This window comes from Stenotrophomonas aracearum (assembly GCF_031834615.1).
Lineage (GTDB): Bacteria > Pseudomonadota > Gammaproteobacteria > Xanthomonadales > Xanthomonadaceae > Stenotrophomonas > Stenotrophomonas aracearum.
Genome location: NZ_CP115543.1, coordinates 335,601 through 360,103, shown reverse-complemented (window position 1 = coordinate 360,103; position 24,503 = coordinate 335,601). Strand labels below are relative to the sequence as shown.

General features: G+C 66.7%; 22 protein-coding genes and 1 riboswitch. Of the genes, 8 read left to right on the top strand and 14 right to left on the bottom strand.

Features of this window, described 5'->3' with window-relative positions; genetic code table 11:
- Positions 1-15 precede the first annotated feature (15 nt).
- Positions 16-1,521 (bottom strand): CoA-acylating methylmalonate-semialdehyde dehydrogenase, encoded by a 1,506-nt coding sequence (locus PDM28_RS01525; RefSeq protein WP_102947061.1) that lies wholly within the window; start codon positions 1,519-1,521, stop codon positions 16-18.
- A gap of 113 nt (positions 1,522-1,634) precedes the next feature.
- Between PDM28_RS01525 and PDM28_RS01520 the strand changes: the two genes are divergently transcribed.
- Positions 1,635-3,005 carry a helix-turn-helix domain-containing protein gene (locus PDM28_RS01520; protein ID WP_425507626.1) on the top strand — a complete coding sequence of 457 codons (1,371 nt, stop codon included), beginning with the start codon at positions 1,635-1,637 and terminating at the stop codon, positions 3,003-3,005.
- 139 nt (positions 3,006-3,144) lie between these two features.
- Here the strand turns inward: PDM28_RS01520 and PDM28_RS01515 are convergent, their stop codons facing one another.
- The 11 genes from PDM28_RS01515 to PDM28_RS01465 all read right to left on the bottom strand — a co-directional run bounded on the left by PDM28_RS01515 (position 3,145) and on the right by PDM28_RS01465 (position 14,057).
- Positions 3,145-5,001 (bottom strand): patatin-like phospholipase family protein, encoded by a 1,857-nt coding sequence (locus PDM28_RS01515; protein ID WP_311183533.1) that lies wholly within the window; start codon positions 4,999-5,001, stop codon positions 3,145-3,147.
- A gap of 101 nt (positions 5,002-5,102) precedes the next feature.
- Complete coding sequence (locus PDM28_RS01510; protein ID WP_102947194.1) at positions 5,103-5,651, bottom strand: lipocalin family protein; 549 nt, start codon at positions 5,649-5,651, stop codon at positions 5,103-5,105.
- Between the two features lie 19 nt (positions 5,652-5,670).
- The gene (locus tag PDM28_RS01505; protein ID WP_311183531.1) at positions 5,671-6,744 is read right to left on the bottom strand and encodes a cyclopropane-fatty-acyl-phospholipid synthase family protein; all 1,074 of its coding nucleotides are present in this window, start codon (positions 6,742-6,744) and stop codon (positions 5,671-5,673) included.
- Positions 6,741-7,514 (bottom strand): DUF1295 domain-containing protein, encoded by a 774-nt coding sequence (locus tag PDM28_RS01500; RefSeq protein WP_311183530.1) that lies wholly within the window; start codon positions 7,512-7,514, stop codon positions 6,741-6,743. Before PDM28_RS01500 ends, PDM28_RS01505 begins: the two co-directional genes overlap by 4 nt.
- Before the next feature lies 1 nt (position 7,515).
- Positions 7,516-8,772, bottom strand: a complete 1,257-nt coding sequence (locus PDM28_RS01495) for a class I SAM-dependent methyltransferase (protein ID WP_311183529.1) — start codon at positions 8,770-8,772, stop codon at positions 7,516-7,518.
- Positions 8,769-9,536 (bottom strand): DUF1365 domain-containing protein, encoded by a 768-nt coding sequence (locus PDM28_RS01490; protein WP_311183528.1) that lies wholly within the window; start codon positions 9,534-9,536, stop codon positions 8,769-8,771. The genes PDM28_RS01495 and PDM28_RS01490 overlap by 4 nt, the downstream gene beginning before the upstream one ends.
- Positions 9,533-10,813 (bottom strand): NAD(P)/FAD-dependent oxidoreductase, encoded by a 1,281-nt coding sequence (locus PDM28_RS01485; RefSeq protein ID WP_311183527.1) that lies wholly within the window; start codon positions 10,811-10,813, stop codon positions 9,533-9,535. Before PDM28_RS01485 ends, PDM28_RS01490 begins: the two co-directional genes overlap by 4 nt.
- A gap of 1 nt (position 10,814) precedes the next feature.
- Positions 10,815-11,774: an acyl-CoA desaturase gene (locus PDM28_RS01480; RefSeq protein WP_425507625.1), complete on the bottom strand. Its 960-nt coding sequence runs from the start codon at positions 11,772-11,774 to the stop codon at positions 10,815-10,817.
- Positions 11,775-11,867: 93 nt separating this feature from the next.
- Positions 11,868-12,641, bottom strand: coding sequence for an anti-sigma factor (locus tag PDM28_RS01475; protein ID WP_311183526.1), 774 nt, complete (start codon positions 12,639-12,641; stop codon positions 11,868-11,870).
- Positions 12,638-13,207: a sigma-70 family RNA polymerase sigma factor gene (locus PDM28_RS01470; protein WP_311183525.1), complete on the bottom strand. Its 570-nt coding sequence runs from the start codon at positions 13,205-13,207 to the stop codon at positions 12,638-12,640. The genes PDM28_RS01475 and PDM28_RS01470 overlap by 4 nt, the downstream gene beginning before the upstream one ends.
- 70 nt (positions 13,208-13,277) lie before the next feature.
- Positions 13,278-14,057 carry a hypothetical protein gene (locus PDM28_RS01465; protein WP_311183524.1) on the bottom strand — a complete coding sequence of 260 codons (780 nt, stop codon included), beginning with the start codon at positions 14,055-14,057 and terminating at the stop codon, positions 13,278-13,280.
- Between the two features lie 191 nt (positions 14,058-14,248).
- Between PDM28_RS01465 and pnuC the strand changes: the two genes are divergently transcribed.
- The 7 genes from pnuC to PDM28_RS01430 all read left to right on the top strand — a co-directional run bounded on the left by pnuC (position 14,249) and on the right by PDM28_RS01430 (position 22,680).
- Entirely contained in the window at positions 14,249-14,845 is a 597-nt protein-coding gene (gene pnuC, locus PDM28_RS01460; protein ID WP_311183523.1) for a nicotinamide riboside transporter PnuC, read from the top strand.
- Positions 14,838-15,917, top strand: coding sequence for an AAA family ATPase (locus PDM28_RS01455; protein WP_311183521.1), 1,080 nt, complete (start codon positions 14,838-14,840; stop codon positions 15,915-15,917). Before pnuC ends, PDM28_RS01455 begins: the two co-directional genes overlap by 8 nt.
- A 73-nt stretch (positions 15,918-15,990) precedes the next feature.
- Positions 15,991-17,046, top strand: a complete 1,056-nt coding sequence (locus PDM28_RS01450; RefSeq protein ID WP_311184623.1) for a bifunctional nicotinamide-nucleotide adenylyltransferase/Nudix hydroxylase — start codon at positions 15,991-15,993, stop codon at positions 17,044-17,046.
- 65 nt (positions 17,047-17,111) lie between these two features.
- Positions 17,112-18,536 (top strand): nicotinate phosphoribosyltransferase, encoded by a 1,425-nt coding sequence (locus PDM28_RS01445; RefSeq protein WP_311183520.1) that lies wholly within the window; start codon positions 17,112-17,114, stop codon positions 18,534-18,536.
- Positions 18,537-18,568: 32 nt separating this feature from the next.
- Positions 18,569-18,802: riboswitch (cobalamin riboswitch) on the top strand.
- Positions 18,803-19,013: 211 nt separating this feature from the next.
- Complete coding sequence (metE, locus tag PDM28_RS01440) at positions 19,014-21,311, top strand: 5-methyltetrahydropteroyltriglutamate--homocysteine S-methyltransferase (protein ID WP_311183519.1); 2,298 nt, start codon at positions 19,014-19,016, stop codon at positions 21,309-21,311.
- A gap of 62 nt (positions 21,312-21,373) precedes the next feature.
- Complete coding sequence (locus PDM28_RS01435) at positions 21,374-22,000, top strand: nicotinamidase (protein WP_311183518.1); 627 nt, start codon at positions 21,374-21,376, stop codon at positions 21,998-22,000.
- Between the two features lie 509 nt (positions 22,001-22,509).
- The gene (locus PDM28_RS01430) at positions 22,510-22,680 is read left to right on the top strand and encodes a hypothetical protein (protein ID WP_311183517.1); all 171 of its coding nucleotides are present in this window, start codon (positions 22,510-22,512) and stop codon (positions 22,678-22,680) included.
- A gap of 207 nt (positions 22,681-22,887) precedes the next feature.
- On the opposite strand, the gene PDM28_RS01425 is transcribed toward PDM28_RS01430, so the two are convergent.
- Entirely contained in the window at positions 22,888-23,526 is a 639-nt protein-coding gene (locus PDM28_RS01425) for a LysE family translocator (RefSeq protein ID WP_311183516.1), read from the bottom strand.
- A gap of 115 nt (positions 23,527-23,641) precedes the next feature.
- Positions 23,642-24,493, bottom strand: coding sequence for a formyltetrahydrofolate deformylase (gene purU, locus PDM28_RS01420; RefSeq protein ID WP_070208160.1), 852 nt, complete (start codon positions 24,491-24,493; stop codon positions 23,642-23,644).
- Positions 24,494-24,503 lie beyond the last annotated feature (10 nt).

Here is a 24,503-nt window from a genome sequence, read left to right as displayed (position 1 = left end):
TGCCTCTGCAGGCAATTACTTCAGGCTGATCGTGGTGTTGACGCCGTGACCCAGGGTCTCGTCGTCGAACCAGCGCGCGGTGATGGTCTTGGTCTGGGTGTAGAACATCACCACCTGCTTGCCATAGGGACCCAGGTCGCCGAGCTTGGACGCGCGCGAACCGGTGAACGAGAACAGCGGCACCGGCACCGGGATCGGCACGTTGATGCCGACCTGGCCGACGTCGATCTCTTCCTGGAAACGACGTGCCGCAGCGCCGGACTGGGTGAACAGCGCGGTGCCGTTGCCGTTCGGGTTGCTGTTGATGAGCTCGATGGCGTCGTCCAGCGTTTCGGCTTCGAGGATGACCAGCACCGGCCCGAAGATTTCTTCGTCGTACACGCGCATGCCCGGCTTCACGCCGTCGAAGATGGTCGGGCCGACGAAGTTGCCCTTCTCGAAACCGTCCACCTGCGGGTTGCGGCCGTCGAGCACCAGCTTGGCGCCCTGCTCCACGCCCGAGGCGATCAGCGCTTCAACGCGTTCGCGTGCGGCGCAGGAGATCACCGGGCCCACATCCGTACCGGCGACGCTGCCGGCGCTGACCTTCAGCGTCTTGGCCTTGGCCACCAGGTCCGGCACCCACTCGCGGGCTTCACCGACCAGCACCAGGGTGGAGGCGGCCATGCAGCGCTGGCCGGCCGCGCCGAACGCGGCACCGACCATGGCGTTGAGGCTCTGTTCCTTGTTGGCGTCGGGCAGCACCACGGCGTGGTTCTTGGCGCCCATCATGCACTGCACGCGCTTGCCGGCCAGCGAGGCGCGGTTGTACACGTGGGTGCCGACGCGGGTGGAGCCCACGAACGAAACGGCCTTGATGTCCGGGTGGTCGCAGATCGCGTTGACCACCTCTTCGCCGCCGTGCACGACGTTGAGCACGCCCTTGGGAATGCCCGCTTCCAGCGCCAGTTCGACCAGGCGCATGGTGACCATCGGGTCCTGCTCGGACGGCTTGAGCAGGAAGGTGTTGCCGGTGGCGATGGCCATCGGGAACATCCACAGCGGAATCATCGCCGGGAAGTTGAACGGGGTGATGCCGGCGCATACGCCGAGCGGCTGCAGCAGGGTGTAGGTGTCCACGCCGTTGGCCACGTTGTTGGCCAGCTCGCCGAGCTGCAGGTTGCCGATGGCGGCGGCATGCTCGACCACTTCCAGGCCGCGGAACACGTCGCCTTCGGCGTCGGGCACGGTCTTGCCCTGTTCGGCGCTGAGGATGTGGGCCAGTTCGCCCATGTGCTCGCGGATCAGCTGCTGGTACTTCAGGAAGATGCGCGCGCGGGTGCCGATCGGGGTCTTGCGCCAGGTCTTGAAGGCTTCCTTGGCCGAGGCCACGGCGGCGTCCACTTCGCTCATGGTGGCGAACGGGACCTGGGCCAGGACGTCCTGGGTGGCCGGATTGACCACGTTCTGCCAGTGCGAGCTGGCCGATTCGATGAACTGGCCATCGATCAACATGCGGATACGGGGCGCTGCAACAGTCATGGCAATACCGGCGGGGTGCGAAAGGTGATTGGCATTATTCACATACGCTTACTCGCTTTCCGGACTGTCTACGCTTAATCTGGCCAATGCCCGCTACGATTTCTGTTAATTCTGTGAATAGCCAGCTCCCCCAACGCCAGATCGGCCTGCGCCTGCTGCGCCTGCGCGAGCAGCGCGGCTACAGCCAGGCCGAGCTCGCCCGGGCGCTGGGGCTTTCGGCCAGCTACCTGAACCAGATCGAGCGCAACAAGCGCCCGCTCACTCCAGCGGTGCAGCACAAGCTGCGCGAGGTGTTGGGCGACGTTACCGACCTGTTCGACGTGGATGAGCCCGGCGCGCTGCAGGAAGCGCTGGACCAGACCCTGCGCGACCTGGGCCTGGACGATGTCAGCAGCACCGACCTGCGCGCCATGGCCGGCAACCTGCCGCAGATCAGCCACGCCCTGCTCGACCTGCACCGCCGCCACCTGCTGCTGCGTGAGCATGCCGCCGCGCTGGAGTTCCAGCTTGGCGATCCGCACGCCGGGCAGGCGCTGCCGGCCGGCGACCAGGTGCGCGACTTCTTCAACCGCATGCACAACCACATCCCCGAGCTGGACGACCTGGCCGAGCAGCTGTTCGCCGAATGGGGGCTGGTGGCCGGGCATGTGGCGCCGCGCCTGCGCCAGCTGCTGGCCGACCGCCACGGGGTGCTGGTGGAGGTGGCGCCGTTGCAGGCCGGGCGCGAGAAGCGGGTGTACGACGGCGGCAGCCGCACGCTGTGGCTGCCGGACTACCTGGAGGCGGGGCAGCAGGCGTTCCAGATGGCGGCCGAACTGGCCCTGCTGGGATACGCGGCGCAGATCGATGCGGTGATCGCGCGGGCGGGTTTCCGCGAACCGGAGCAGATCGCGCAGGCGCGGATCGGCATGTCCAACTACTTCGCCGGTGCGCTGGTGATGCCGTATGCGCAGTTCCTGCGTGCAGCCGAACACAGCGCGTACGACATCGACGCGCTGGCGCATCGCTTTGGCGTGGGGTTCGAGGCGGTATGCCACCGGCTGAGCACGCTGGCGCGGCGCAGCGCGCCGGGGCTGCCGTTCTTCTTCATCCGCGTTGACCGTGCCGGCAACGTGTCCAAGCGGCATTCGGCGACCGACTTCCACTTCTCGCAGGTGGGGGGTTCGTGCCCGCTGTGGATCGTGTACGAGGCGTTCAACCAGCCCGGGCGTGTGCTGACCCAGACCGCGCGCATGCCCGATGGGCGCCGGCATTTCTGGCTGGCGCGGCAGGTGAGCAGCGGTCCGGTGGGGCATGGGCAGCCGCGCAAGACGTTTGCGGTGGCGTTGGGGTGCGACCTGCAGCATGCCGAGCGGTTGATCTACTCGCGGGGTCTGGATATCCAGAGCCCGGGCAACTCGGTGTCGATCGGCCCCGGTTGCCGGGTATGCCCGCGCGAGGATTGCATGCAGCGTGCATTTGCGCAGTTGCCGGGACGGGCGTAGCCCGCCCGGCAACTGTAGTGCCGGCCGCCGGCCGGCTCCAGGCAAATCCGCCCGAAGCCCGGTAGTGCCGGCCGCCGGCCGGCTCCAGGCGAACGCGTCCGAAGGTCATGAAGAGCCGGCCAGCGGCCGGCACTACGTACTAATAGCTCGGCGTCACCTTCATCTGCGGCAACGGCCTTGGCGCCCCATCCGTCAGGTTCGGCCCCAGGTCTTCCCACGCCTGCCCCTGGTCCACCATCAACCGCCACAACTGCTGCGAAGCGCGGCGTTTCTCTTCCGAACCGAACCGGTAGGAAGGCGGGTTGGGTACACCGCTCGCCACCGACTCATACGCATCCTGCCACGCCGCCACGCGCTGGGTGGGATCATCGGTACGCGCCACCTCCAGCGTGTAGCGCTGGTAAGCGGAAGCAAGATTGCGCCAGCGGATCCAGTAATGGTTCGCAAATGAAAAATCGCAGAACCGTTCGCCCGCCACGCTCCCCTTCGCCGCAATCCGGCTCAGCACCTCCTGCGGCATGTCCAGGTTCATGCCACCCTCGTCGCCCTGCAGCGACACGTGCACGATGCGGTCGCGGTAGCCCGGCGCCCTCGCCTGCAGTACGTCGCGCCAGTTCTGCATGGTGGAGACGATGGAGAACAGGAAGCCGGACATCTCCGCGGCTGCCAGTGGCCGTGCGATGGACTGGTAGCTGCGCTGCCAGCCATGGCGGTTTTCAGTAGGCAGGAACACCGCCGCATTGATCGCATCCGGTGAACCCGGTGCTGCGCGCAGCGGCTCGGCCGCGTGCGGATACACCAGGTTGATGCCGAACGTGGGCCAGCGCGGCAGCGCCGCGTCGAACAGGTGGATGGGGAAGTTGCTGCTGATGCCACCATCGGAGAACCAGCACACGCGGAACGCGGCAATCACGGGACCGCAATCGTGCCCGCCACTGGTCAGGCCTTCGGTGCTGTCGGCCACGGTACGGGTGTCCTGCGACGGCACAGGATCGGCCGCCGCTTCGCAACGGCGCTCCCGCCGGGCCGGTTCGTGCAGCGGCACCGCGCTGATCAGCAGCGGGAAACTCAGGCTCATGCGCGTGGCCACCAGCACCGGCAGCTGCTCGCCTTCCGGCATGCGGTAATAGTCCACGCCCTCCACCCGCTGCGGCGCACCGGCGCGGGCCAGCAGCCACGCCACCACGCTGGCCGGGAACAGCTGCTCGAACTGCTCACGGCAGAACCAGAACTGCGAGCCACTGAACGGCAGCGTGCGCGGTTCGGTATGGGAGACGCAGGTGGTGATCATCTGCAGGCTGATCGCGTGCGCCCCGCCCGGCTCGCCCGGGTAACGCGGCGCGGCATGCAGGTCGGCAAAGGTCAGTGGCTCGTCCAGCGGCTTGCCGGACAGCGCCTGCAGGTGCGTGTGCAGCCAGTCGGTCAACGCCGGAGTGCCGGACCCGGACTGGGTGGTCCCCGAACACAGCCCGAGCAGGTTGCGCCGCGCCACCCGTGCAATGCGCAGCGCCGAAGCCAGCACGCCTGCCCCATACGCGCACAGCAGCGAAGGCAGCAGCGTGGCCCACATGCCCTCCACCCCGGCCGCCAGCCAGCCGATCCCCAGCAGCCCCACCAGCGCCGCCAGCAGTTCCAGCGGCGCAATGGCGAACACCGCTGCCAGCAGGCACAGGATCTTGCGCGGCAGCCCGGCCTTGCCGGTCAGCATCACCAGCAGCCGGTAGGCGGTGCGAGCGCCATAGGCAGGCTGGAACAGGCTGTAGATGAAGCCGCGCCGCGACAGCTGGGTGGAGACATCGGCCAGTCCGGGGAAACCCGCCTGCGGGCCGAGTGCCTCACCGGCCCGGCAGCGCCGGTCGCCCAGTGCAGCCGCCGCTGCCACCGCTGCGGCAATCGCGCCGGCGGAGGTGCCCCCGATGCTCTTGAACCGGTATTCGCGTGCCAGAGACAGCACCGCGTTGGGATACACGATGCCGCTGGTGATACCGCCCTTCATGACCAGATCGCAGTACTTGTCCGCCACGTCGCCGTCCTCTGCCCTCGCCAGGGGACCAGTATCCCCCAGCCCCCTCTCAGGGCCTGAGAACGGCGCCGCAGTTATTGCGTTGGCGGGGCGGTGGCGGCTGACTGCGGCACCCGGCGTACCTGCGACAGGTCGTAGCCCAGTGCGGCGATGCGGCCCATGGCCTTCTGGTAGTCCTGGTCGGACATCTGCGGGCTGCGCGACATCAGCCACACGTAGTCGCGCTTGCTGCGGCCCACAATGGTCTGCTGGTAGTCATCGTCCAGGTAGACGATCACGTACTCGGCCTTGATCGGCCACACGAACTGCATGCCCCACTCCGCGCCGCCGGTGCCTTCCTTGACCGTGCCGATCGGGTGCATCTGCTTCACCGGCGCCTGGAAGCTGCCCTTGCGGTAACTGAAAGTGGTCTGGATGCGGCCATCCGGGCGCAGCGCATACGATTCGACCGCGTCGAAGGCTTCCCGCTCGGGCCGGCTGGGAATATGGGCGATCACGTACCAGTCGCCCATGAAGCGCGGCACGTCCACATGGGCCACGGGAGGAATCGGGCGGGTATTGCCACCGCAGCCGCTGAGCAGCATGCCGGCGGTGAACAGGGGAAGCAGGGAGCGTAGTGACATGGCGTTCTCCTCGTGGCGTTCAGGCGCGGTCGAACAGGTAGTGGGCAACCATCCACTGCTGGCCCTGCTGGTAGCCGAACAGCTCAGCGCAGGCCATCCAGAACATGCGCCAGCGCTGGAACCACAGCGCGGCGGCAGCATCGCCATAGCCGGCGCGCAGCACCGCCATCACCGCGTCGCGGTTCTGGTCCTGGCGCTCAAGCCAGTGGTTGGCGGTGCGCTCGTAGTGGGTGCCATCCACCAGCCAGCGCTGCTGCAGGCGCAGGTGCTGCTGGAAATGCAGCAGGGTGTCGGCCGCCGGCATCAGGCCGCCGGTGAAGAAGTGCCGGCCCATCCAGTTATCCTCGCCCTCGGTTTCGAACGGGTACATCAGGGTGCGGTGCACGAAGATGTGCACGAACAGCTTGCCTTCCGGTCGCAGCCACTGCTGGATGCGCTGCATCAGCCGCGCGTAGTTGCGCATGTGCTCGAACATCTCGATCGACACGCAGCGGTCGAAGCTGCCCGGGTCCAGCACCAGCTGGTTCACGTCGCGGGTCAGCACGGTCACGTTCTTCAGTCCGCGCGCGCGGCACTGCGCCATGATGTACTCGCGCTGGCTGTTGGAGTTGGACACGGCGGTGATGCGCGCGCCGGGCAGGCGTTCTGCCATCCACAAGGTCAGCGAGCCCCAGCCGCAGCCCAGTTCGAGGATGTCCTGGCCATCAGCCAGCTGGGCGCGCTCGCCATACAGCGACAGCATCGCCTCTTCCGCCTGGTCCAGGGTTTCGCGGCCGGTGGGGTAGTAGCAGCTGCTGTACTTCAGGCGCGCACCCAGGCAGTCCTGGAAGAACGCGGCAGGCACTTCGTAATGCTGGCGGTTTGCAGCATCCACGTGCAGGGCCACCGGGCTGCGCGACAGGCCCACGATGCGCTCGGAGAAGCGCTTCGCCTGTGCTTCCACGCCACCGGCACTTTCCTCGCGCAGGCGCGCTTCGCACTGGCGGCGGATGCCCAGCCGCAGCAATGCGTCCGGCAGCAGGCCTCGCTCGGCCAGGCCGGTCAGCCCGGGTGCGTAGTCCGGCAGCGGCAGCGATTCACGGGCGACATTCACGGCTTGGACTCCTTGGGAAACCACGGAAACAGCATCGGGGTGCTGCGCTGATAGGCGCGGTAGTCGTCGCCACGGCTGCGCAGCGCCTGCGCTTCGGTAAACGGAATGCCACTCACCCAGCGCAGGAAGATGTACATCACCAGCGGGCCGGACCAGGCCAGCCACCACAGCGGCGAATGCAACGCCAGCAGCACGTAGGTGAACCAGTGCAGCCACTCGAAGAAGTAGTTGGGGTGGCGGGAGTAACGCCACAGCCCGTCGCGGCAGGTCTTGCCCTTGTTGGCCGGGTTGGCCCGGAAGCGCGCCAGCTGGCGGTCGGCGAGCGATTCACCGCCTACGCTGAGCAGCCACATCGCCACTGCGGCGATGATCCAGCCCACCGGCAGGTCCGCGCTCTGCGACACTGCCACGAACGGCAACGCGAACAGGACGACCAGCAGCGCCTGGAACTGGAAGAAGCCGAAGATCTTGCCCTGGTGCCCGTTCCAGTGTTTGCGCAGATGCTGGTAGCGGCCATCTTCATCCTCGCTGCGCACGCGCTTCCACAGGTGCAGGGCGAGCCGCAACCCCCACAGCCCGCCCAGCACCGCCAACGCAATGCGTGGCGCCGTTGCGCCTTCGCCGAGCAGGGCAAGCAGCAGTGCCGACGCGCCTACACCCTTGGCCCAGAGCACGTCGACCACACCGATGTTCTGGTGACGGCGTTGCCACCACCATCCCCAGCTCATGATGACGGCGGCATACAGCCAGACCCAGAGCAGGTTGATCATGTCAGTGGGTCCCCGGAATGTCGGCCGGCCGGTAACCGGGACGCGCGAACAGCAGCTGCGAGACGCCGATGGAGCGTTCCAGGAAGCCGCCTTCGCAGTACGCCAGATAAAACTCCCACAGGCGGATGAAACGCTCGTCGAAGCCCTGCGCGCGAACCGCCGGCAGCTGCGACAGGAAGCGCCGACGCCATGCGCGCAGGGTGAGCGCGTAGGACTGGCCGAAGTCGTGCTGCCCGATCACCTGCAGGTCGCTGCTGCGGGTCTTCGCGGCCAGCATGGCACTGAGTGAGGGAATGAAGCTGCCGGGAAACACGAAGCGCTTGATGTAGTCCACGCTGCCCAGCGCCTGCTGGTAGCGGTGGTCTTCGATGGTGATGGCCTGCAGCAGCGCCAGGCCCTCCGGCTTGAGCAACCGCCCCAGCGTGGCGAAGTAGGTGTCCAGGTACTGCGCGCCGATCGCTTCGATCATCTCGATGGAGACCAGCTTGTCGTACTGGCCGTCCAGGTCGCGGTAGTCCTTCAGCAGGAGTGTGACCTTGTCCTGCAGTCCCGCCCTGGCCACCCGTTCGGTGGCCAGGGCGTACTGCTCCCTGGAGATGGTGGTGGTGGTGACGTGGCAACCATGGTGTAGGGCGGCATACAGCGCGAAGCCGCCCCAGCCGGTTCCGATTTCAAGGACACGGTCGCCGGGCTTGAGCTGCAGCTGTTCGCAGATGCGCGCCAGCTTGCGTTGCGATGCCGCTTCGAGCGTGTCGCCGGGGTCGGCATACAGCGCCGAGGAGTACATCAGGTCGCTGGACAGGAACAGCGAGAAGAACGCGTTGCCCAGGTCGTAGTGGGCGGCGATGTTGCGGCGGCTGCCTTCGCGGGTGTTGCGGCGCAGGTAATTCCATCCCTGCAGCAGCCAGCCGCCCAGCCGCGCCGGACCACGCTCCATGCCATCGAGCAGCGCGCGGTTGCCCACCAGCAGCTGCACCAGTGCGACGAGGTTGTCGCAGCGCCAGTGTCCCGCGATATATGCCTCACCGGCACCCACGCTGCCCTGCGCCGCGACCGCGCGGTAGAACGCCGGGTTATCCACCCACACGTTGACCTGCAGCGGTGCCGCTGCGTCGCCCAGGGTGACATCGCCCAGCGCGTCGCGCAGGTGCAACCGTCCACCCTGCAAGGGTGCCAGCTGCGCCAGCAGGCGGCGGCGCAGGTAGGCTTCCAGTGCGCTCGGTTGGGGCAGCGCCAGCGGTCGGGTCATGTCGTTCATGGGGCTTTTCCCGCAATGGAAGGGTGGTCGTGCACCGGGTTGCGCTTGAGCCACAGGCGCAGCGCCTGCCAATGGATGGCGGCCACCACCTGCACGGTCATCAGCGGGTAGCGCAACAGCACGCGGGCCAAGCCGGGGCCGTCGATCGGATGGCGCTGCAGGGCGAGGTCGGCGTCGAACTGGCGCTGTCCGTCGCGCCACACCTGCATGTGCACGTGCAGGTCGTTGCCGGGGGCGGTGAAGCGCCAGCGGTACTCGCAGTCCATCTGCATGAACGGCGACACGTGAAAGCGTTTGTCGAAGGTCCAGCCCAGCGCACGGCCGTGCGCGTCGGCCTCGCTCACCGGCAGCACGTAGGCATGGCGTTCCTTCCACGGCGTGTTGGTGATCTCGGCCACGATGCAGTCCAGCGTGGTGCCGTCGGCGGCGTAGCAGTAGTAGAAGCTGACCGGGTTGAACACGTGCCCGCCATAACGCAGGTGGGTCAGCAGCCGGATCGGGCCGACCGGTGCGCGGCCCAGTGCTTCGGTGATGCGGCCACGTACCGCTTCGGCCAGCGGCTGGGCGGGGTCGCCCAGGTAATCGCTGCGGCGAAACTCGGCCAGGTTGCGGCGTCCGACCGACCAGAACCAGCGGCGGTTGAACACCGCATCGATCTCATCGAGGTCCAGCAACAGCTGCGCCACCGGGTAGTCGAACGCGTGCGCTTGCGGCGCGTGCCGACGGTGCTGCATGCGACCACGGTAGATGGCGCTTGCGGTCATGCGGGCATGCCCTGCGACAGCGGCCAGTAGGCTTCGGCTTCGAGCAGGTGCAACGCGTCCGCCACCCGGCACGCGCTGCGGATGCCATCTTCGTGGAAGCCCCAGCCCCAGTACGCCCCGGCGAACCAGGTCCGCCGCCGGCCCTGCACTTCAGACCAGCGCGCCTGTGCACGCACCATTTCATGGTCGTGTACCGGGTGGGCGTAGTGCAGGGTGCGCAGGATCTTGTCCGGCGCGATCGCCTCGGTACGGTTGAGCGTCACCACCAGCGGGCTGGGGGTGTCGATACCCTGCAGCGCGTTCATGTAGTAGCTGACAGAACACGGTGCCATCGGATCGCGCGGCACATGCGCATTCCAGGCGGCCCAGGCCTTGCGATTGCGGGGCAGCAGGGAGGCGTCGGTATGCAGCACCACTTCGTTGGGCTGGTAGCGGATCGCGCTGAGCACGCTGCGCTCGATGGGGTCGGCGTCGGACAGCAGCGCCAGCGCCTGGTCGCTGTGGCAGGCGAGCACCATCTGGTCGAAACCTTCCAGGCCTTCGGCGGTGAGCACGCGTACCCCGTGCTCGTGGCGCTCCACCCCCAGCACGCGGGTTTCCAGCCGCTCACGCACGCGCCAGCGCCGACGAATCGCGTCCACATAGCGCGCCGAGCCGCCGGTGACCACGCGCCATTCCGGACGACCGCTGACCTGCAGCATCTGGTGGTTGGCCATGAACTGCACCAGGTAGCGCGCGGGGAAATGCGCCAGGCTGGCGATCGGCGCGGACCACAGTGCCGAGGCCATCGGCAGCAGGTGCTCCTGGATGAAGGCACCACCGTAGCGGCCGGCGTCGAGGAACTCCCCCAGCGAAGGCCCTTCGTCGCCGCTGAGCAGCAGCTTCGGCGCCTCGCGATAGAAGCGGCGCAGGTCGCGCAGCATGCCCCAGAAGCGCGGCGAGGCCAGGTTGCGGCGCTGGCAGAACAGCGTGTCCATGGAGGTCGCGCTGTACTCCAAGCCGCTGCGTTCGCTGTGCACCGAGAAGCTCATCGTGGTGGGCTGCGAGGCCACGCCCAGCTCCTTGAACAATCCGGTCAGCAGCGGGTAGTGCAACGGGTTGAACACGATGAAGCCGGTGTCCACCGACTGCAGGCGGCCGTCCACCTGCACCAGATGGGTGTGGGTGTGGCCGCCGAGGTAATCGTTGGCTTCGAACAGCGTTACTTCATGGCGCTTGCCCAGCCACCATGCGCTGGCCAGCCCTGCAATGCCTGAACCGATCACGGCTATGCGCATGTCAGTGCTCCGCCTTGGCCAGCACCCACGCCGGCACCGGTTTGAGGTCGCTCACCAGGCGCAACGCAGACATCGCGCGCAACCCGTACCAGGTGATGTCCACTTCCCACCAATAGAAGCCCTGCCGTGCAGTGCCCGGGAAGAAGTGGTGATTGTTGTGCCAGCCTTCGCCGAAGGTGAGCAGGGCCAGCCACAGGTTGTTGCGGCTGTCGTCGCCGGTAGCGAAACGGCGCCGTCCGAAGCGATGGGCCAGCGAGTTGATGGTCACGGTGGCGTGGAACAGCACCACGGTGGAGATGAAGAAACCCCAGACCAGCATCTGGCCGCCGCTGGTGCCCAGCCCGGGAGCCATGCGCTCAAGCAACGCACCCAACCCGAACAATCCCGCGGCCAGCGCTACCGGCACCAGCGTGTCGAAGCGGTCCAGCCAGCGCAGTTCCGGGTAGCGCACCAGGTCGGGAATGCGTGCCCAGTCGGTATGGAAGCCTTCGGCGGTGAGGAACCAGCCCATGTGGCTCCACCAGAAGCCGTGCACGGTGGGCGAATGCGGGTCGGCCGCGGTTTCGGTGTGGCGGTGGTGGTTGCGGTGGTGCGCGGCCCACCACAGCGGACCGCGCTGCACGCTGGAGGCGCCGATCACCGCGAACACGAACTGCACCACGCGCGAGGTGCGGAAGGTGCGGTGGGCGAAGTAGCGGTGGTAGAACGCGGTGATGGCGAACATGCGCACCGCATACAGCGCCAGCGCCACGCCCACCGCCACCCAGGACACCCCCACCCAGATCACCGCCAGGCAGGCCAGGTGCATGGCCACGAACGGGATCGCCCGCAGCCAGTCCACGCGGTTGCCGCCAGTGCCCGCCACCGGTTGCTCCGCGCCGGTATCGAACCAGCGCAGCACGGTGGCCCAGCGGCCGCGCGGCGCGCAGGCGGGGATCTCGGGGGTGGAACGGGACTGCATGTCGCGCGTCTCCTGACGGGTTCATCAGGAGATACGCAGGCCCGCCGCGTTTGGATGCACCCCTTCCGAAATTAAATCCGGAAGGGGTGGGGCTTACAGGTTGGCGATATCGCCCTTGGCGATGATCGGACCGGTCGGAATGCCCTGCGGCGCGCCGCCTGCCGGTTCCAGCGTGATCGCCAGCGTCGAGCCGTTCACCAGAACATCACGCAGCGCCTCGGGCACCGCCACAGTGTGGGCGCGGTTGATCGAGACCAGACCCAGCGAGCGCGGCGTACCGCCGGCCGGGATCAGCCACAGCTCGGGCGCGCGCCCTGCCGCGTCGGCCGCGGCCGGTACCGGCACCATCAGCACCTTGCCCTGCGCTTTGTCGACCGAGGCCAGCCAGCCGGGCGTGCCGTCGTCGTGCAGCAGCGGAGTGACCGGCTTGGTCGCCTGCTCCGGCTCGGCCGGGGTCGGTGCCGGGGTGACGGCGACCGGGGTAACCGGTGCGGGTTCCTGCAGCGGCTGACGGTTGAACACCGCTACCAGCGCCAGGGCGGCGGCCAGGGCGGTCATGCCCTGCCAGAACCCGGTGCGCTGCCACAGCTTGGGAGCGACTACCGCTGCCGGCCAGCCCAGCGCGGTGCGGATGCGCGGCCATACATGCGCAGGCACTGCTTCGCTGCCAATCGAATCCAGCAGCGGCGCCAGCCGGTTCTGCCACTGATCGACCAGGCGGGCAAAGCCCGGGTCCTGGGCGATGCGCTGTTCCAGCTGGCGGCGCTCGGCGGCGTCCTGCACGCCCAGCACATACTCGCCCGCCAGGATGTCGGCGCTGGGCGGCTGTTCGTCGTCGAATTCGTCGTGAAGGTCGCGGATGTTCATCGTTCCAGGCACACCCGCAGTTGGCCAAGGCCGCGCCGGATCCAGCTCTTCACCGAACCCAGCGGCGAACCGATGCGACGGGCCAGCTCTTCATAGCTGGAGCCGTCCAGGAACGCCGCGCGGATCAGCGCGCGGCGCTTGCTCTCAAGGGTTTCCAGGCACTGCGCCAGGCGCGCGCGGTCGGACGACTGCTCGGCGGCCTGCGGTGGCTGGGCATCGCCGTCGGGCAGGTCATCGATCACCGAGAGGTCGTCCATCGCGCGCGGCGGCGCCGCGCGCAGGCGGTCGATCGCGCGGTGGCGGGCGGTCATGGAGAGCCAGGTCATGGCCGAAGCCTTGGCAGGATCGAACTGCCCTGCCTTGTTCCAGACCGAGGTGAAGACCTCCTGCAGCACGTCTTCAGCGTCGTTGCGGTCGCGCAGCAGCTGCAGGCAGATCGCGAACAGTCGACCGGAAGCGAGCTGGTAGACCTGCTCGAAGGCGTGGCGGTCGCCGCTGGCCACCTGCACCAGCAGCCCGTTGAGGCGTGCCGCTGCGGCGGTATCGGAAGCATCCAACTCAGGCATCGAGAACTCGGTGTCGGCAAGGCGCGTGCCTGCATGGTCGTTGCTCTTTTGACTGGCTGCAAGAGGGTATTCAGCTGTCGCATATCTTCACCAGATCCTGCCCCCTGGCCGTGGCAAGCTCGGCCGCAGTGGCGGCCGCAGGCGCACTGGGGAACTCCACGCGCACCTGCGGATAGCGGCCCTTGGCGTCGCGCACGTTGCCGGTGCCGGTGAACTGCAGCAGGCGCTGGTCCGCGTTGGCGTAGACCAGAGTCACTGCTGGCACTGCGAAGCCGAACCATGCGTCCAGTTTCATCTGTAGTTGCTGCGCCGGTTGGCCCTGCCAGGTGGTTGCGCCGGTGCGCTGCAGCTTCAGCGGCACCAAGCGTTGGCGGCTGGGCAGAACGAACTGGAACGCCACCGGCTTGCCGTCGCGCAGCGCCGCCCAATGGCCGCGTACCGCCGCATCGAAGCCCGCGTCGACCACGGCATCGGGTGGGACGGTCAGCGTGCGGCTGACCGGTGCAGCGGTGGCGGAGCTGCGCAGGTACACCGTGCGCGACGCACCACTGCCGCGCACGCCTTCCTGATACCCGTCACGACCATCTTCCAGGCTGAAGTCCGGCGTCTGCGCGCTCCCCTGCGGGGTCATCCACTTGCGCGCGAACGGCCGCCCATCGGCGCAGCGGTACAGTACCAGCCGCGACTGCGCGTTGGGCGGGCCCTGCAGCCAATGGGTTTCGCGATAAAGCAGCGTGTTCCCCTCGGCAGAGAACGCGCGCCCTTCCTGGCGCTGGACGGGTTCGGCACCGGCCAATAGCGGACACAGCAGCAGTAGCAGCCCGGCAGGAACGATGAATGAGCGGCGCATGCCCGTTTCCAGAGGGAGGTCGTGGAGAGATACGGGGGAAGTGGCGCGGCGGATGCAGTGGCCGGGTAGACTCTCCCGGCCCCCCGCGATCCAAGAGATCTGATGCCGCCGTTCTACGTGTTCCAGTACCGTTCGCGAGCACCGAGCAGTTTGACTGCGCTCGACGCTGTAGATCTTCTGGGAGCCTTGGCGTGACCACGGCCCTGGAAATCGCCGCCAACGTTACCGTGGCCGCGTCCATCCTGCTTGCCGGCCGCAACAGCGTCCACACCTGGTGGACGGGCATCATCGGCTGCAGCCTGTTTGCCTTGGTGTTCTACGAAGCCCGGCTGTACGCCGACGTGGTGCTGCAGGGCGTGTTCGTGGTCACCAGCGTGATCGGCTGGTGGCAGTGGCTGCGCGGCGGTCATGGGCATGCCTTGCCCATCACCAACGTTCGCTTGCCGACCCTCGCCTGGATACTGCCGGCAGCGGTGCTGGCAAGCATCGGCTACGGGTTGCTGCTGCATACCTGGACCGATGCCTACGCGCCGTTCCTGGATTCAGCGATCCTCGTGCTCAGCGTTGTCGCGCAGTTGTTGATGATGCGCCGCAAGCTGCACTCATGGTGGTTCTGGTTGATGGTCAACAGCGTTGCCGTGCCGCTATACGCCAGCCGCGGACTGCACCTTACCGCGTTGCTCTACGTGGTTTTCTGGATCAATGCAGTAGTGTCACTGCGACACTGGCCGCGGTTGATGCGCGAACAATCCGCACCGGCTGAAGGGGGCGTCGGCGCACATGACTGAGCGCTTCGGCACGGGACTGGTGGTTGGCAAGTTCAGCCCGTTGCATCGGGGCCACCAGGCACTGATCGACCATGCCGTGGCACGCTGCGAGCGTGTGCTGGTGCTGAGCTGGAGCGAGCCGGAGTTCGACGGCTGCCACGCCGCACAGCGTGATGCGTGGCTCCACGCGCTTTACCCCACTCTTGAGCGGCTGGTGCTGGACGATGCACGACTGGCCGCCGAGTGCCTGCGGCGCAACCTGCCAGTGCGCAGATTGCCCACGAACCTGGACGATGACGCGGCGCAGCGCGCGTTCGTGGCGTGGGTGTGCATCGCCCTATGGGGCCAGCGGGTGGATGCGGTGTTTACCAGCGAGTCGTACGGCGACGGCTTTGCAGCGGCCCTGCAGGAGGCGTTCAGTGCCGAGGCCGGCGCGCACTGGCCCGTGGCGCACGTGTGCCTGGACCTGGCACGTTGCCTCATTCCTGTCTCGGGCACGGCGCTGCGGCGCGATCCGCATGCATTGCGCGGATTTCTCGATCCTCGGGTGTACGCAGGTTTCGTCGGCAGGATTGGCCTGCTGGGTGGTGAATCCACCGGCAAGAGCACGCTTGCCGCTGCATTGGCAGCGCATCTGCAGACGCAGTGGGTACCGGAGTTCGGACGCGAGCATTGGGAGGCACGCCAGGGCGCGCTGGGTTACGACGACCTGCTGCACATCGCCGAAGTGCAGGTAGCCCGCGAAGACGTGATGGCCTGCCAAGCCAACCGCTGGCTTGTATGCGACACCACCCCGCTGACCACACTCCTCTATTGCGAGGACATGTTCGGTCGCGCCGAGCCGGCATTGCACGCCCACGCACAGCGGCGCTACGACATGCTGTTCCTGTGCGCGGCTGACTTCCCGTTCGTGCAGGACGGCACCCGCCGCGACGAAAGCTTCAGGCTGGCGCAACAACGCGCCTACGTGGCGGCGCTGTCGGCACTGAGAATGCCGTTCACCATCCTGGTGGGTCCGGTTGAAGCGCGCGTGTCGCAGGTGGTCCAGGCACTGGATGGGCACGATGGCCCGCGACAGCGAGCCCGGGCTTGACGGCCTGAACAGGAGGCGTAGCATCTATTGCAAGCCAAGGGACAGACCCGCGGCAGCCACAACGACATGAGGGATTCTCATGGAATACGACTATCTCGTCTTCATTGGGCGTTTCGAGCCCTTCCACAACGGCCATGCCGCTGTTGCCCGCCTGGCCCTGAGCCGGGCCCGCAAGCTGATCTTCCTGGTCGGTTCTGCCGATACCCCTCGCAGTCTCCGCAATCCCTGGACCGTGGCCGAACGCGCCGTAATGATCCAGGCCGCCCTTGAGGGCGATGCAGCCCGGCTGATCATCCGCCCGCTCCGCGATCACCTGTACAACGAGGCGCACTGGATTGCCGGCGTACAGCGGGCCGTGGCCGACGCACTGCGTGCCGACGGTGCGACGGCGGACGCCAAGGTGGGGCTGGTGGGCATGGACAAGGATGCCTCGAGCTACTACCTGCGCGAGTTCCCGCAATGGCCGCTGGTGGATGTGCAGCACACCGAGACGTTGTCGGCCACGGAACTGCGCCGCTACCTGTTCGAGTCCGGTGACCTGGACTTCCACGGCGCACTGCTGATGTTGCGCGGCAATGTCCCCGCGCCCGTGTACGAAATGCTGGAAGCCTTCCGGAAGAGCGCTCCGGCGTACGGCCAGCTGGTGGCCGAGTACCGTTTCATCGAGCAGTACCGGGCCGCCTGGAAGGATGCGCCTTATGCGCCTACCTTCGTCACTACCGATGCGGTGGTCGTGCACTCCGGCCACGTTCTGCTGGTACGTCGTCGCTCGGAACCGGGCAAGGGACTGTGGGCCCTGCCGGGCGGGTTCGTGGGCCAGCAACAGACGTTGCTCGACAGCTGCCTGCGTGAGCTGCGCGAAGAGACCCGTCTGAAGATCCCGCTGCCGGTGCTGAAGGGCTCGTTGAAGGGCCAACAGGTCTTCGACCATCCCGACCGCAGCCAGCGTGGCCGCACCATCACCCACGCCTTCCACTTCGAGTTTGCCGCCGGTGAACTACCGCCCGTGCGTGGTTGCGATGACGCCGACAAGGCGCGCTGGATCCCGGTAAGCGAGGCGCTGGACATGGGCCCGCAGCTGTACGAAGACCACCTGCACATTCTGGAGTTCTTCCTGGGCCGGGGCTGAGCCCGACCCGTTCCATCGCCCGCGGATAGACCGCAGGCGCCACCCGACGCGAAGGAGCTTCCGTCATGCATTACCTCGATAATCTTCTCCTCAACACCGACAGCTACAAGGCCAGCCATTGGCTGCAGTACCCGCCGGGAACCGATGCCACCTTTTTCTACGTGGAATCGCGCGGCGGCCTTTACGACCGCACGGTCTTCTTCGGCCTGCAGGCGATCCTGAAACAGTACCTGTCCAAGCCGATCACCCACGCCGAGGTCGACGCGGCGCGTGATCTCTTCCTTGCCCATGGCCTTCCCTTCAACGAGGAAGGCTGGCGCTACATCGTCGACCAGCACCACGGTCTCATGCCGATCCGCATCCGGGCCGTACCGGAAGGCACCGTGGTTCCGGTGCACAACGCCCTGATGACCATCGAATCGACGGACCCGCAGGCGTTCTGGGTGCCGTCGTACCTGGAAACGATGCTGCTTCGCATCTGGTACCCGGTAACGGTGGCAACCACCAGCTGGCATGCCAAGCAGACCATCCGCCGCTTCCTGGACCTTACCAGTGACGATCCGGAGGGCCAGTTGCCATTCAAGCTGCACGATTTCGGTAGTCGTGGCGTTTCGAGTGTCGAATCCGCCGCCATCGGTGGTGCAGCGCACCTGGTGAACTTCCTGGGTACCGACACCGTGTCGGCCCTGCTGTTCGCCAAGGCGTTCTATCACGAGACCATGGCGGGGTACTCCATCCCCGCCGCCGAGCACAGCACGATCACCAGCTGGGGCCGCGAGAAAGAGGTGGAGGCATACCGCAACATGCTGGCGAAGTTCGCCAAGCCGGGTGCGCTGGTCGCGGTGGTATCGGACAGCTACGACATCTACAACGCCATCCGCCAGCACTGGGGCAGCACCCTGCGCCAGCAGGTGATCGATTCGGGGGCAACGGTAGTGATCCGCCCGGATTCAGGCGATCCAGTTACCGTCGTCCTGCAGTGCCTGGAACTGCTGGACGAGGCGTTCGGGCACACGATGAGCGCAAAGGGCTACAGGGTGCTGAACCATGTGCGGGTGATCCAGGGCGACGGTGTGAACCCGGACAGCATCCGCGCAATCCTGGAGCACATCACCGCGGCCGGGTACGCGGCCGACAACGTTGCCTTCGGCATGGGCGGTGCGCTGCTGCAGCGGCTGGACCGTGACACACAGAAGTTCGCGCTGAAGTGCTCGGCCGCCCGTGTGGACGGTCGCTGGATCGACGTCTACAAGGATCCGGTGACCGATAGCGGCAAGCAGAGCAAGCGTGGCCGCCTGCGTCTGCTGCGCCACCGCGAGTACGGCCAGTTCCGCACGGTATCGGTGCCAGCCGAGGCGGACGCGACCGAGGAGGTCGGCCTGCCGCTGGGCTTCGAAGACGCGATGGTCACGGTCTGGGAGAACGGCCGTTTGATCCAGGATGACAACCTCGCCGCGATCCGCCATCGGGCCGATGTCGCTCGTCTCTGACAGCCAGCCCTTGACCCCATCCCCCAATCGGCCTACCTTGTGCTCGCCGAAGGTATCCATCTCTTCATGCAGATGAAGGGATGGGTTTAAACGGGAATCCGGTGACGGTGCCTTGCGCACCCATTCCGGAGCTGCCCCGCAGCGGTGAATGGAAACGACACCTGCCAACAGCACTGGGCTTTGCGGCCTGGGAAGCGGCAGAGAGTAGGTGGGCGTTCGCGCCCGTGTCCATCAGCCCGAATACCGGCCCCGGCCGGAGGACACGACCGTCCTCTGATTCGACCTGGAACGTCCGCGGGGAGGTTGCCGGGGCCTGACGCCTTGCACAGTGCAGGGCGCTGCCCCCGTGCGTCCGCTTCGTGGCATCCGGTTCGCCCGCGGGGGCGAAGGTCGCTGGCGGGGCGGGCACGGCAGCAATGGCGTGCGGGCCGCGCAGTTCCTTCGTTCCTCAATGCCTACGCAATGAGGATACGTTTCATGACCACTGTTACCAATCTGGGCTTCCCCCGCATCGGCGCCAAACGCGAGCTCAAGCGCGCGCTGGAAGCGTTCTGGTCGGGCCAAAGCAGCGCCACTTCTCTGCTGGACACCGCCGCCGGCCTGCGGGCCACGCACTGGCAGCTGCAACGCGATGCCGGGGTGGATGTTCCGCCCAGCAACGACTTCAGCCTGTACGACCAGGTACTGGATGCCGCCTTCCTGTTCGATGCCATTCCGGCCCGCTACCGCGCACTGGCCGACGCCGACCCGCTCACCGGCTACTTCGCTATGGCGCGGGGGCTGCAGCGCGAAGGCGTGGACCTGCATGCGCTGGAAATGACCAAGTGGTTCGACACCAACTACCACTACCTGGTGCCCGAACTGCAGGCCGGCCAGGGCTTCGCGCTGCGCGGCGACAAGCCGCTGGCCGAGTACCGCCAGGCCAAGGCGCTGGGCATTGAAACCCGTCCCGTGCTGATTGGCCCGGTGACGTTCCTGCTGCTGTCCAAGACCGTGGATGGCAGCCCGTCGTTGGACCTGCTGGATGCGCTGCTGCCGGTGTACGTGGAATTGCTGGGCCAGCTGCAGGCGGCCGGTGCGCAGTGGGTGCAGCTGGACGAGCCAGCGCTGGTACAGGACCTCAGCCCGGAAGCCCGCGCCGCGTTCACCCACGCCTATGCAGTGCTGGCCCAAACCGCACGCCCCAAGGTGCTGGTGGCCACCTACTTCGGCGCGCTGGACGACAACCTGGAACTGGCTGCTTCGCTGCCGGTGAATGGCCTGCACGTGGACCTGGTGCGCGCGCCGGAACAACTGGATGCGGTGATCAAGGCGCTGCCGGCGGGCCGCGTGCTTTCCGCGGGCCTGGTCAATGGCCGCAACATCTGGCGCACCCATCTGGACAATGCGCTGGTGCTGGCGCGTTACGCGCATGGCCAGCTGGGCAGCGACTGCCTGTGGCTGGCGCCTTCGTGTTCGCTGCTGCACACCCCGGTGGACCTGGACCACGAAAAGAAGCTGGACGACGAACTGCGTGGCTGGCTGGCGTTCTCGAAGCAGAAGCTGGGCGAGCTGCGCGTGCTGGCCGACGCCATCGATGCGCCGGCACGCGCCGAAGCTGCATTGGCCTCCTCGCGCGAGCGCATTGAATCGCGCCGCCGGTCGCCGCGCGTGCACAACCCCGCCGTGGCCGCGCGTCTCTCCGCGCTGACCGCAGCTGATGCGCAGCGCCATAGCCGCTATCCCCAGCGCCATCTGGCACAGGCTGCCGCACTCAAGCTGCCGCGCTACCCCACCACTACGATTGGCTCGTTCCCGCAGACGCAGGAAGTGCGCGAGGCGCGTGCGCGCAACAAGTCCGGCACGCTCTCCGACGCAGACTACGACGCCTTCCTCGCCACCCAGACCGAGCACTGCGTGCGCATCCAGGAGCAGATCGGGCTGGACGTGCTGGTGCATGGCGAATTCGAGCGCAACGACATGGTGGAGTACTTCGGCGAGCAGCTGGAAGGCTTCGCCTTCACCAAGAACGGCTGGGTGCAGAGCTATGGCTCGCGCTGCGTGAAGCCGCCGGTGATCTACGGCGACGTGAGCCGCCCGCAGCCGATGACGGTGCGTTGGTCGCAGTACGCACAGTCGCTGACCGACCGGCCGATGAAGGGCATGTTGACCGGCCCGGTGACGGTACTGCAGTGGTCGTTCGTGCGCGACGACCAGGCACGTGCCGATACCTGCCGGCAGATCGCGCTGGCACTTCGTGATGAGGTGCTGGACCTGGAAACGGCCGGCATCGGCGTGATCCAGATCGACGAACCGGCGATCCGCGAAGGTCTGCCGCTGCGTCGCGCACAATGGCGCGAGTACCTGGACTGGGCGGTGGAAGCCTTCCGGATCAGTGCGAGCGGCGTGCGTGACGCTACCCAGATCCACACCCACATGTGCTACTCCGAGTTCAACGACATCATCCACTCGGTGGCGGCGATGGACGCCGATGTGATCTCGATCGAGACCTCGCGCTCGCGGATGGAACTGCTGGATGCTTTCGTGAAGTTCCAGTACCCGAACGAGATCGGGCCGGGTATGTACGACATCCATTCCCCGCGCGTGCCGGACAAGGAAGAGATGCTCTCGCTACTGCGCAAGGCCGCCGAGGTGCTGCGACCGGAGCAGATCTGGGTGAACCCGGACTGCGGACTCAAGACCCGCGGCTGGAAGGAAACCCGGGCGGCGCTGGAAGCGCTGGTGGCTGCGGCGCGGCAGTTGCGGGATGAGACGGCGGACGCCAACGCGGCCTGACGCGGAATCCGGTTCAGGGGTGTCCGCTACACTGGGACACCCCTCTCCGCATGACGCCTGACATGAGCAAATTCCCCGCTGACGTTGCCCTGGTCGTGATCGATCTGCAGCCGGACTTCATGCCCGGCGGTGCGCTGCCCTGCGTGGACGGCGACGGGATCGTGCCGGGCATTGCGGCGTTGCTGTCCCAGCGCCAGTACCGCACGGTGGTGGCCACGCAGGACTGGCACCCGGCGGATCACGCCTCCTATGCCAGCCAGCAACCGGGCCAGCTGCCGTTCGAGACCATCCTGCTGCACGCGCAGCCGCAGACGCTGTGGCCGGACCACTGCGTGCAGGACACGCCGGGCGCGGTGTTGCACCCGGCGGTGGACTGGACGCCTGCGGACCTGATCCTGCGCAAGGGCACGCGGCGCGAGGTGGACTCGTACAGCGCGTTCCGCGAGAACCATGGGCCGGACGGTAACCGCCCGCCCACGGGTCTGGCCGGGTGGCTGCATGAGCGTGGCATCCGCGAGGTACATGTGTGTGGGTTGGCACGCGACTATTGCGTGCTGTGGAGTGCGCAGGATGCGGTGAAGTCCGGGTTCCGCGTGAAGTTCCTTTGGGACCTGACGCGGCCGGTGACCGAGGCCAATGATGGGATGGTCCGTGAGGCGCTGGCGAAGGCGAAGATCGCCATCGTTTGAGGGGCGCGTGTGATCCGGCGGCGCGTGGGACACGCATGGCGTGTCGCTACGCAGCTTCGCGCGCAAGCGTAGTGACACGCCACGCGTGTCATCGCGGACCCAAGCGGAAGCCAGCGCACGAACGGCCGTTAGCGACAGCGCTACATGAGCGCACATCAAAATTCTTCGACATTCCAACGGGCATTGAACCGTTGATTCTGCGACCTCTGTAGCACTAAAAATGCCGCGCCAGCCAATATCCGGCCCACTTGCGACGCCCATAGACGCGGCGTATCGATACACCGTTATCCTTAGGAAATGCCAACTTCTCTGTCATTGAGCAGCTGTGCATCGTGTTGGCTCGGGGTTTGATATCCCCTCGTTCGACTAATGAAAGTATGCAGTTCTGCGTCGGGTGGGTGGCGAATACAACACCCCGTGGGGAAATAAGTCACACCGTTGGTCGAACGGATATCAACCTCCCGACTCCCTCGTCGCCGACGAGGGAGTACTTCCAAGGGAGTACTCGCATGAGCAGTTCGAAGATGGAATCGTCCACCGACCCCAACCAGCAGGTCGGCATCGGCTGGCACCAGCCCAAGAGCATCCGCATTTCCGCCCTGCAACACCCGGCCGGCAACATCCTGCCACCTGGACTCTTCATTCCCCGCCTGCAGCTGTGCGGGGTCTGGCTTGAGTGACTGGGGCTGAAGGTGGGTCACCGTGTATGGGTGGAGACCTCACCCGGCCGCGTGACCCTGATACTGGACGAAACCCCAGTCCCCCTGCCCTACCGCTATCGCAAGCACGAGCCAAGGAAGAAGCGCTCACGCGAGGCGGATGAGGAACGGTAGAGCCGGGCCCTGCCCGGCTGGCCCCAGGTAGCGCCGGGCTCTGCCCGGCCGCTTCTACGCCATGAACACCAACCGCAGCGCGAACCCGATCAGCAGCACGCCCATTACGCGCTCGAACCAGTGGCTGGCACTCAGGAACTTCTGCCGCACTGCTGCGGTTGAGAATGCGACGCTGACCAGCACGAACCATGCGGCGTTGACCAGGCACATCCATGCGCCGTAGAGCAGCTGGATCGGCAACGGGGTTTGCGCGCTGACGATTGTCGTAAACACCGCGAGGAAGAACAGGGTCGCCTTTGGGTTCGTCGCGTTGGTCATGAATCCGATGACGAAGGCTTGTCTGGGGCTTTGCTGTGCTGCCTCGGGGTTGCCCTCGGTGACGACGCCACCGGCGCTGCCTGGCTTGCTGGCGAGGAACTTCACGCCGAGGTAGAAGATGTACGCCGCACCCAGCCATTTGGCAGTCGTCATCAGCCATGGGGTTGTGTGCAGCAGCGCGCCTACGCCGATCAGCGTGTAGATGACGTGCACCGAGATGCCTGCGCCGATGCCGAGGGAGGTGTAGATGCCGGCCTTGCGGCCGAAGCGGACGCTTTGGCGCACGGCTACGGCGAAGTCCGGGCCTGGGGCGACGACCGCGAGGAAGTGGATGACGGCGAGTGCGAGGAACTCTCCCCAGTAGGGTGATGACACGTGTTGCTCCGGGGTGCTGTCGGGGAACCTATTGTCGCTGAGGAGCCGGCCGGCGGCCGGCACTACGGGGTCACGCGCCGGTGTGTTTCCAGTGCCACGTGTCGGATGGAACCCGTTACCGGAACACTACCGTGCGGTGGCCGTTGAGGATGATGCGGTGCTCTACGTGGCGGCGGACGGCACGCGCGAGTACCTGCGATTCGGTGTCGCTGCCGAGGCGGACCAGATCGCGTGGGGTCATTGCGTGATCGACTCGTGCGACGTCCTGTTCGATGATCGGGCCTTCGTCGAGGTCGGAGGTGACGTAATGTGCCGTGGCGCCGATGATCTTGACCCCGCGTGCGTGCGCCTGGTGGTACGGCTGGGCGCCTTTGAAGCTGGGGAGGAAGCTGTGGTGGATGTTGATCGCGCGACCGGCCAACGCCTGGCACAGGCGCGGGGACAGGATCTGCATGTAGCGGGCCAGTACCACCAGGTCGATCTGCTCGCGTTCCACCAGATCGATGATCTGCTGTTCCTGCACCGCGCGGTTGTCGGCGTTCACCGGCAGGTGGTGGAACGGAATGCCGTAGGAACCCGCAAGGGCGCCGAAGTCTTCATGGTTGGAGGCGACGGCGGCGATGTCTACCTGCAGCTGGCGGCTGTGCGCGCGGAACAGCAGGTCGTTGAGGCAGTGCCCCTGCTTGCTGACGAGCACCAGCAGGCGGGCGCGGCGGCGGGCGTCGTGCAGTTGCCAGTCCATGTGGAAGTCGGTTGCCAGGCCTGCCATCCGGTTCTGGATGGTTTCGATGGGCTGGCCCGGGTCACGGTCGAAATGCACGCGCAGGAAGAACCGGCCGCTCTCGTCGTCACCGAACTGCTGCGCATCGAGGATGTTGCAGCCCTGCTCGAACAGCAGGCCGGAGACGCGGTAGACGATCCCGGTACGGTCCGGGCATGAGAGGGTGAGGATGGAATCGGGGCGCATGGGTCGAGTC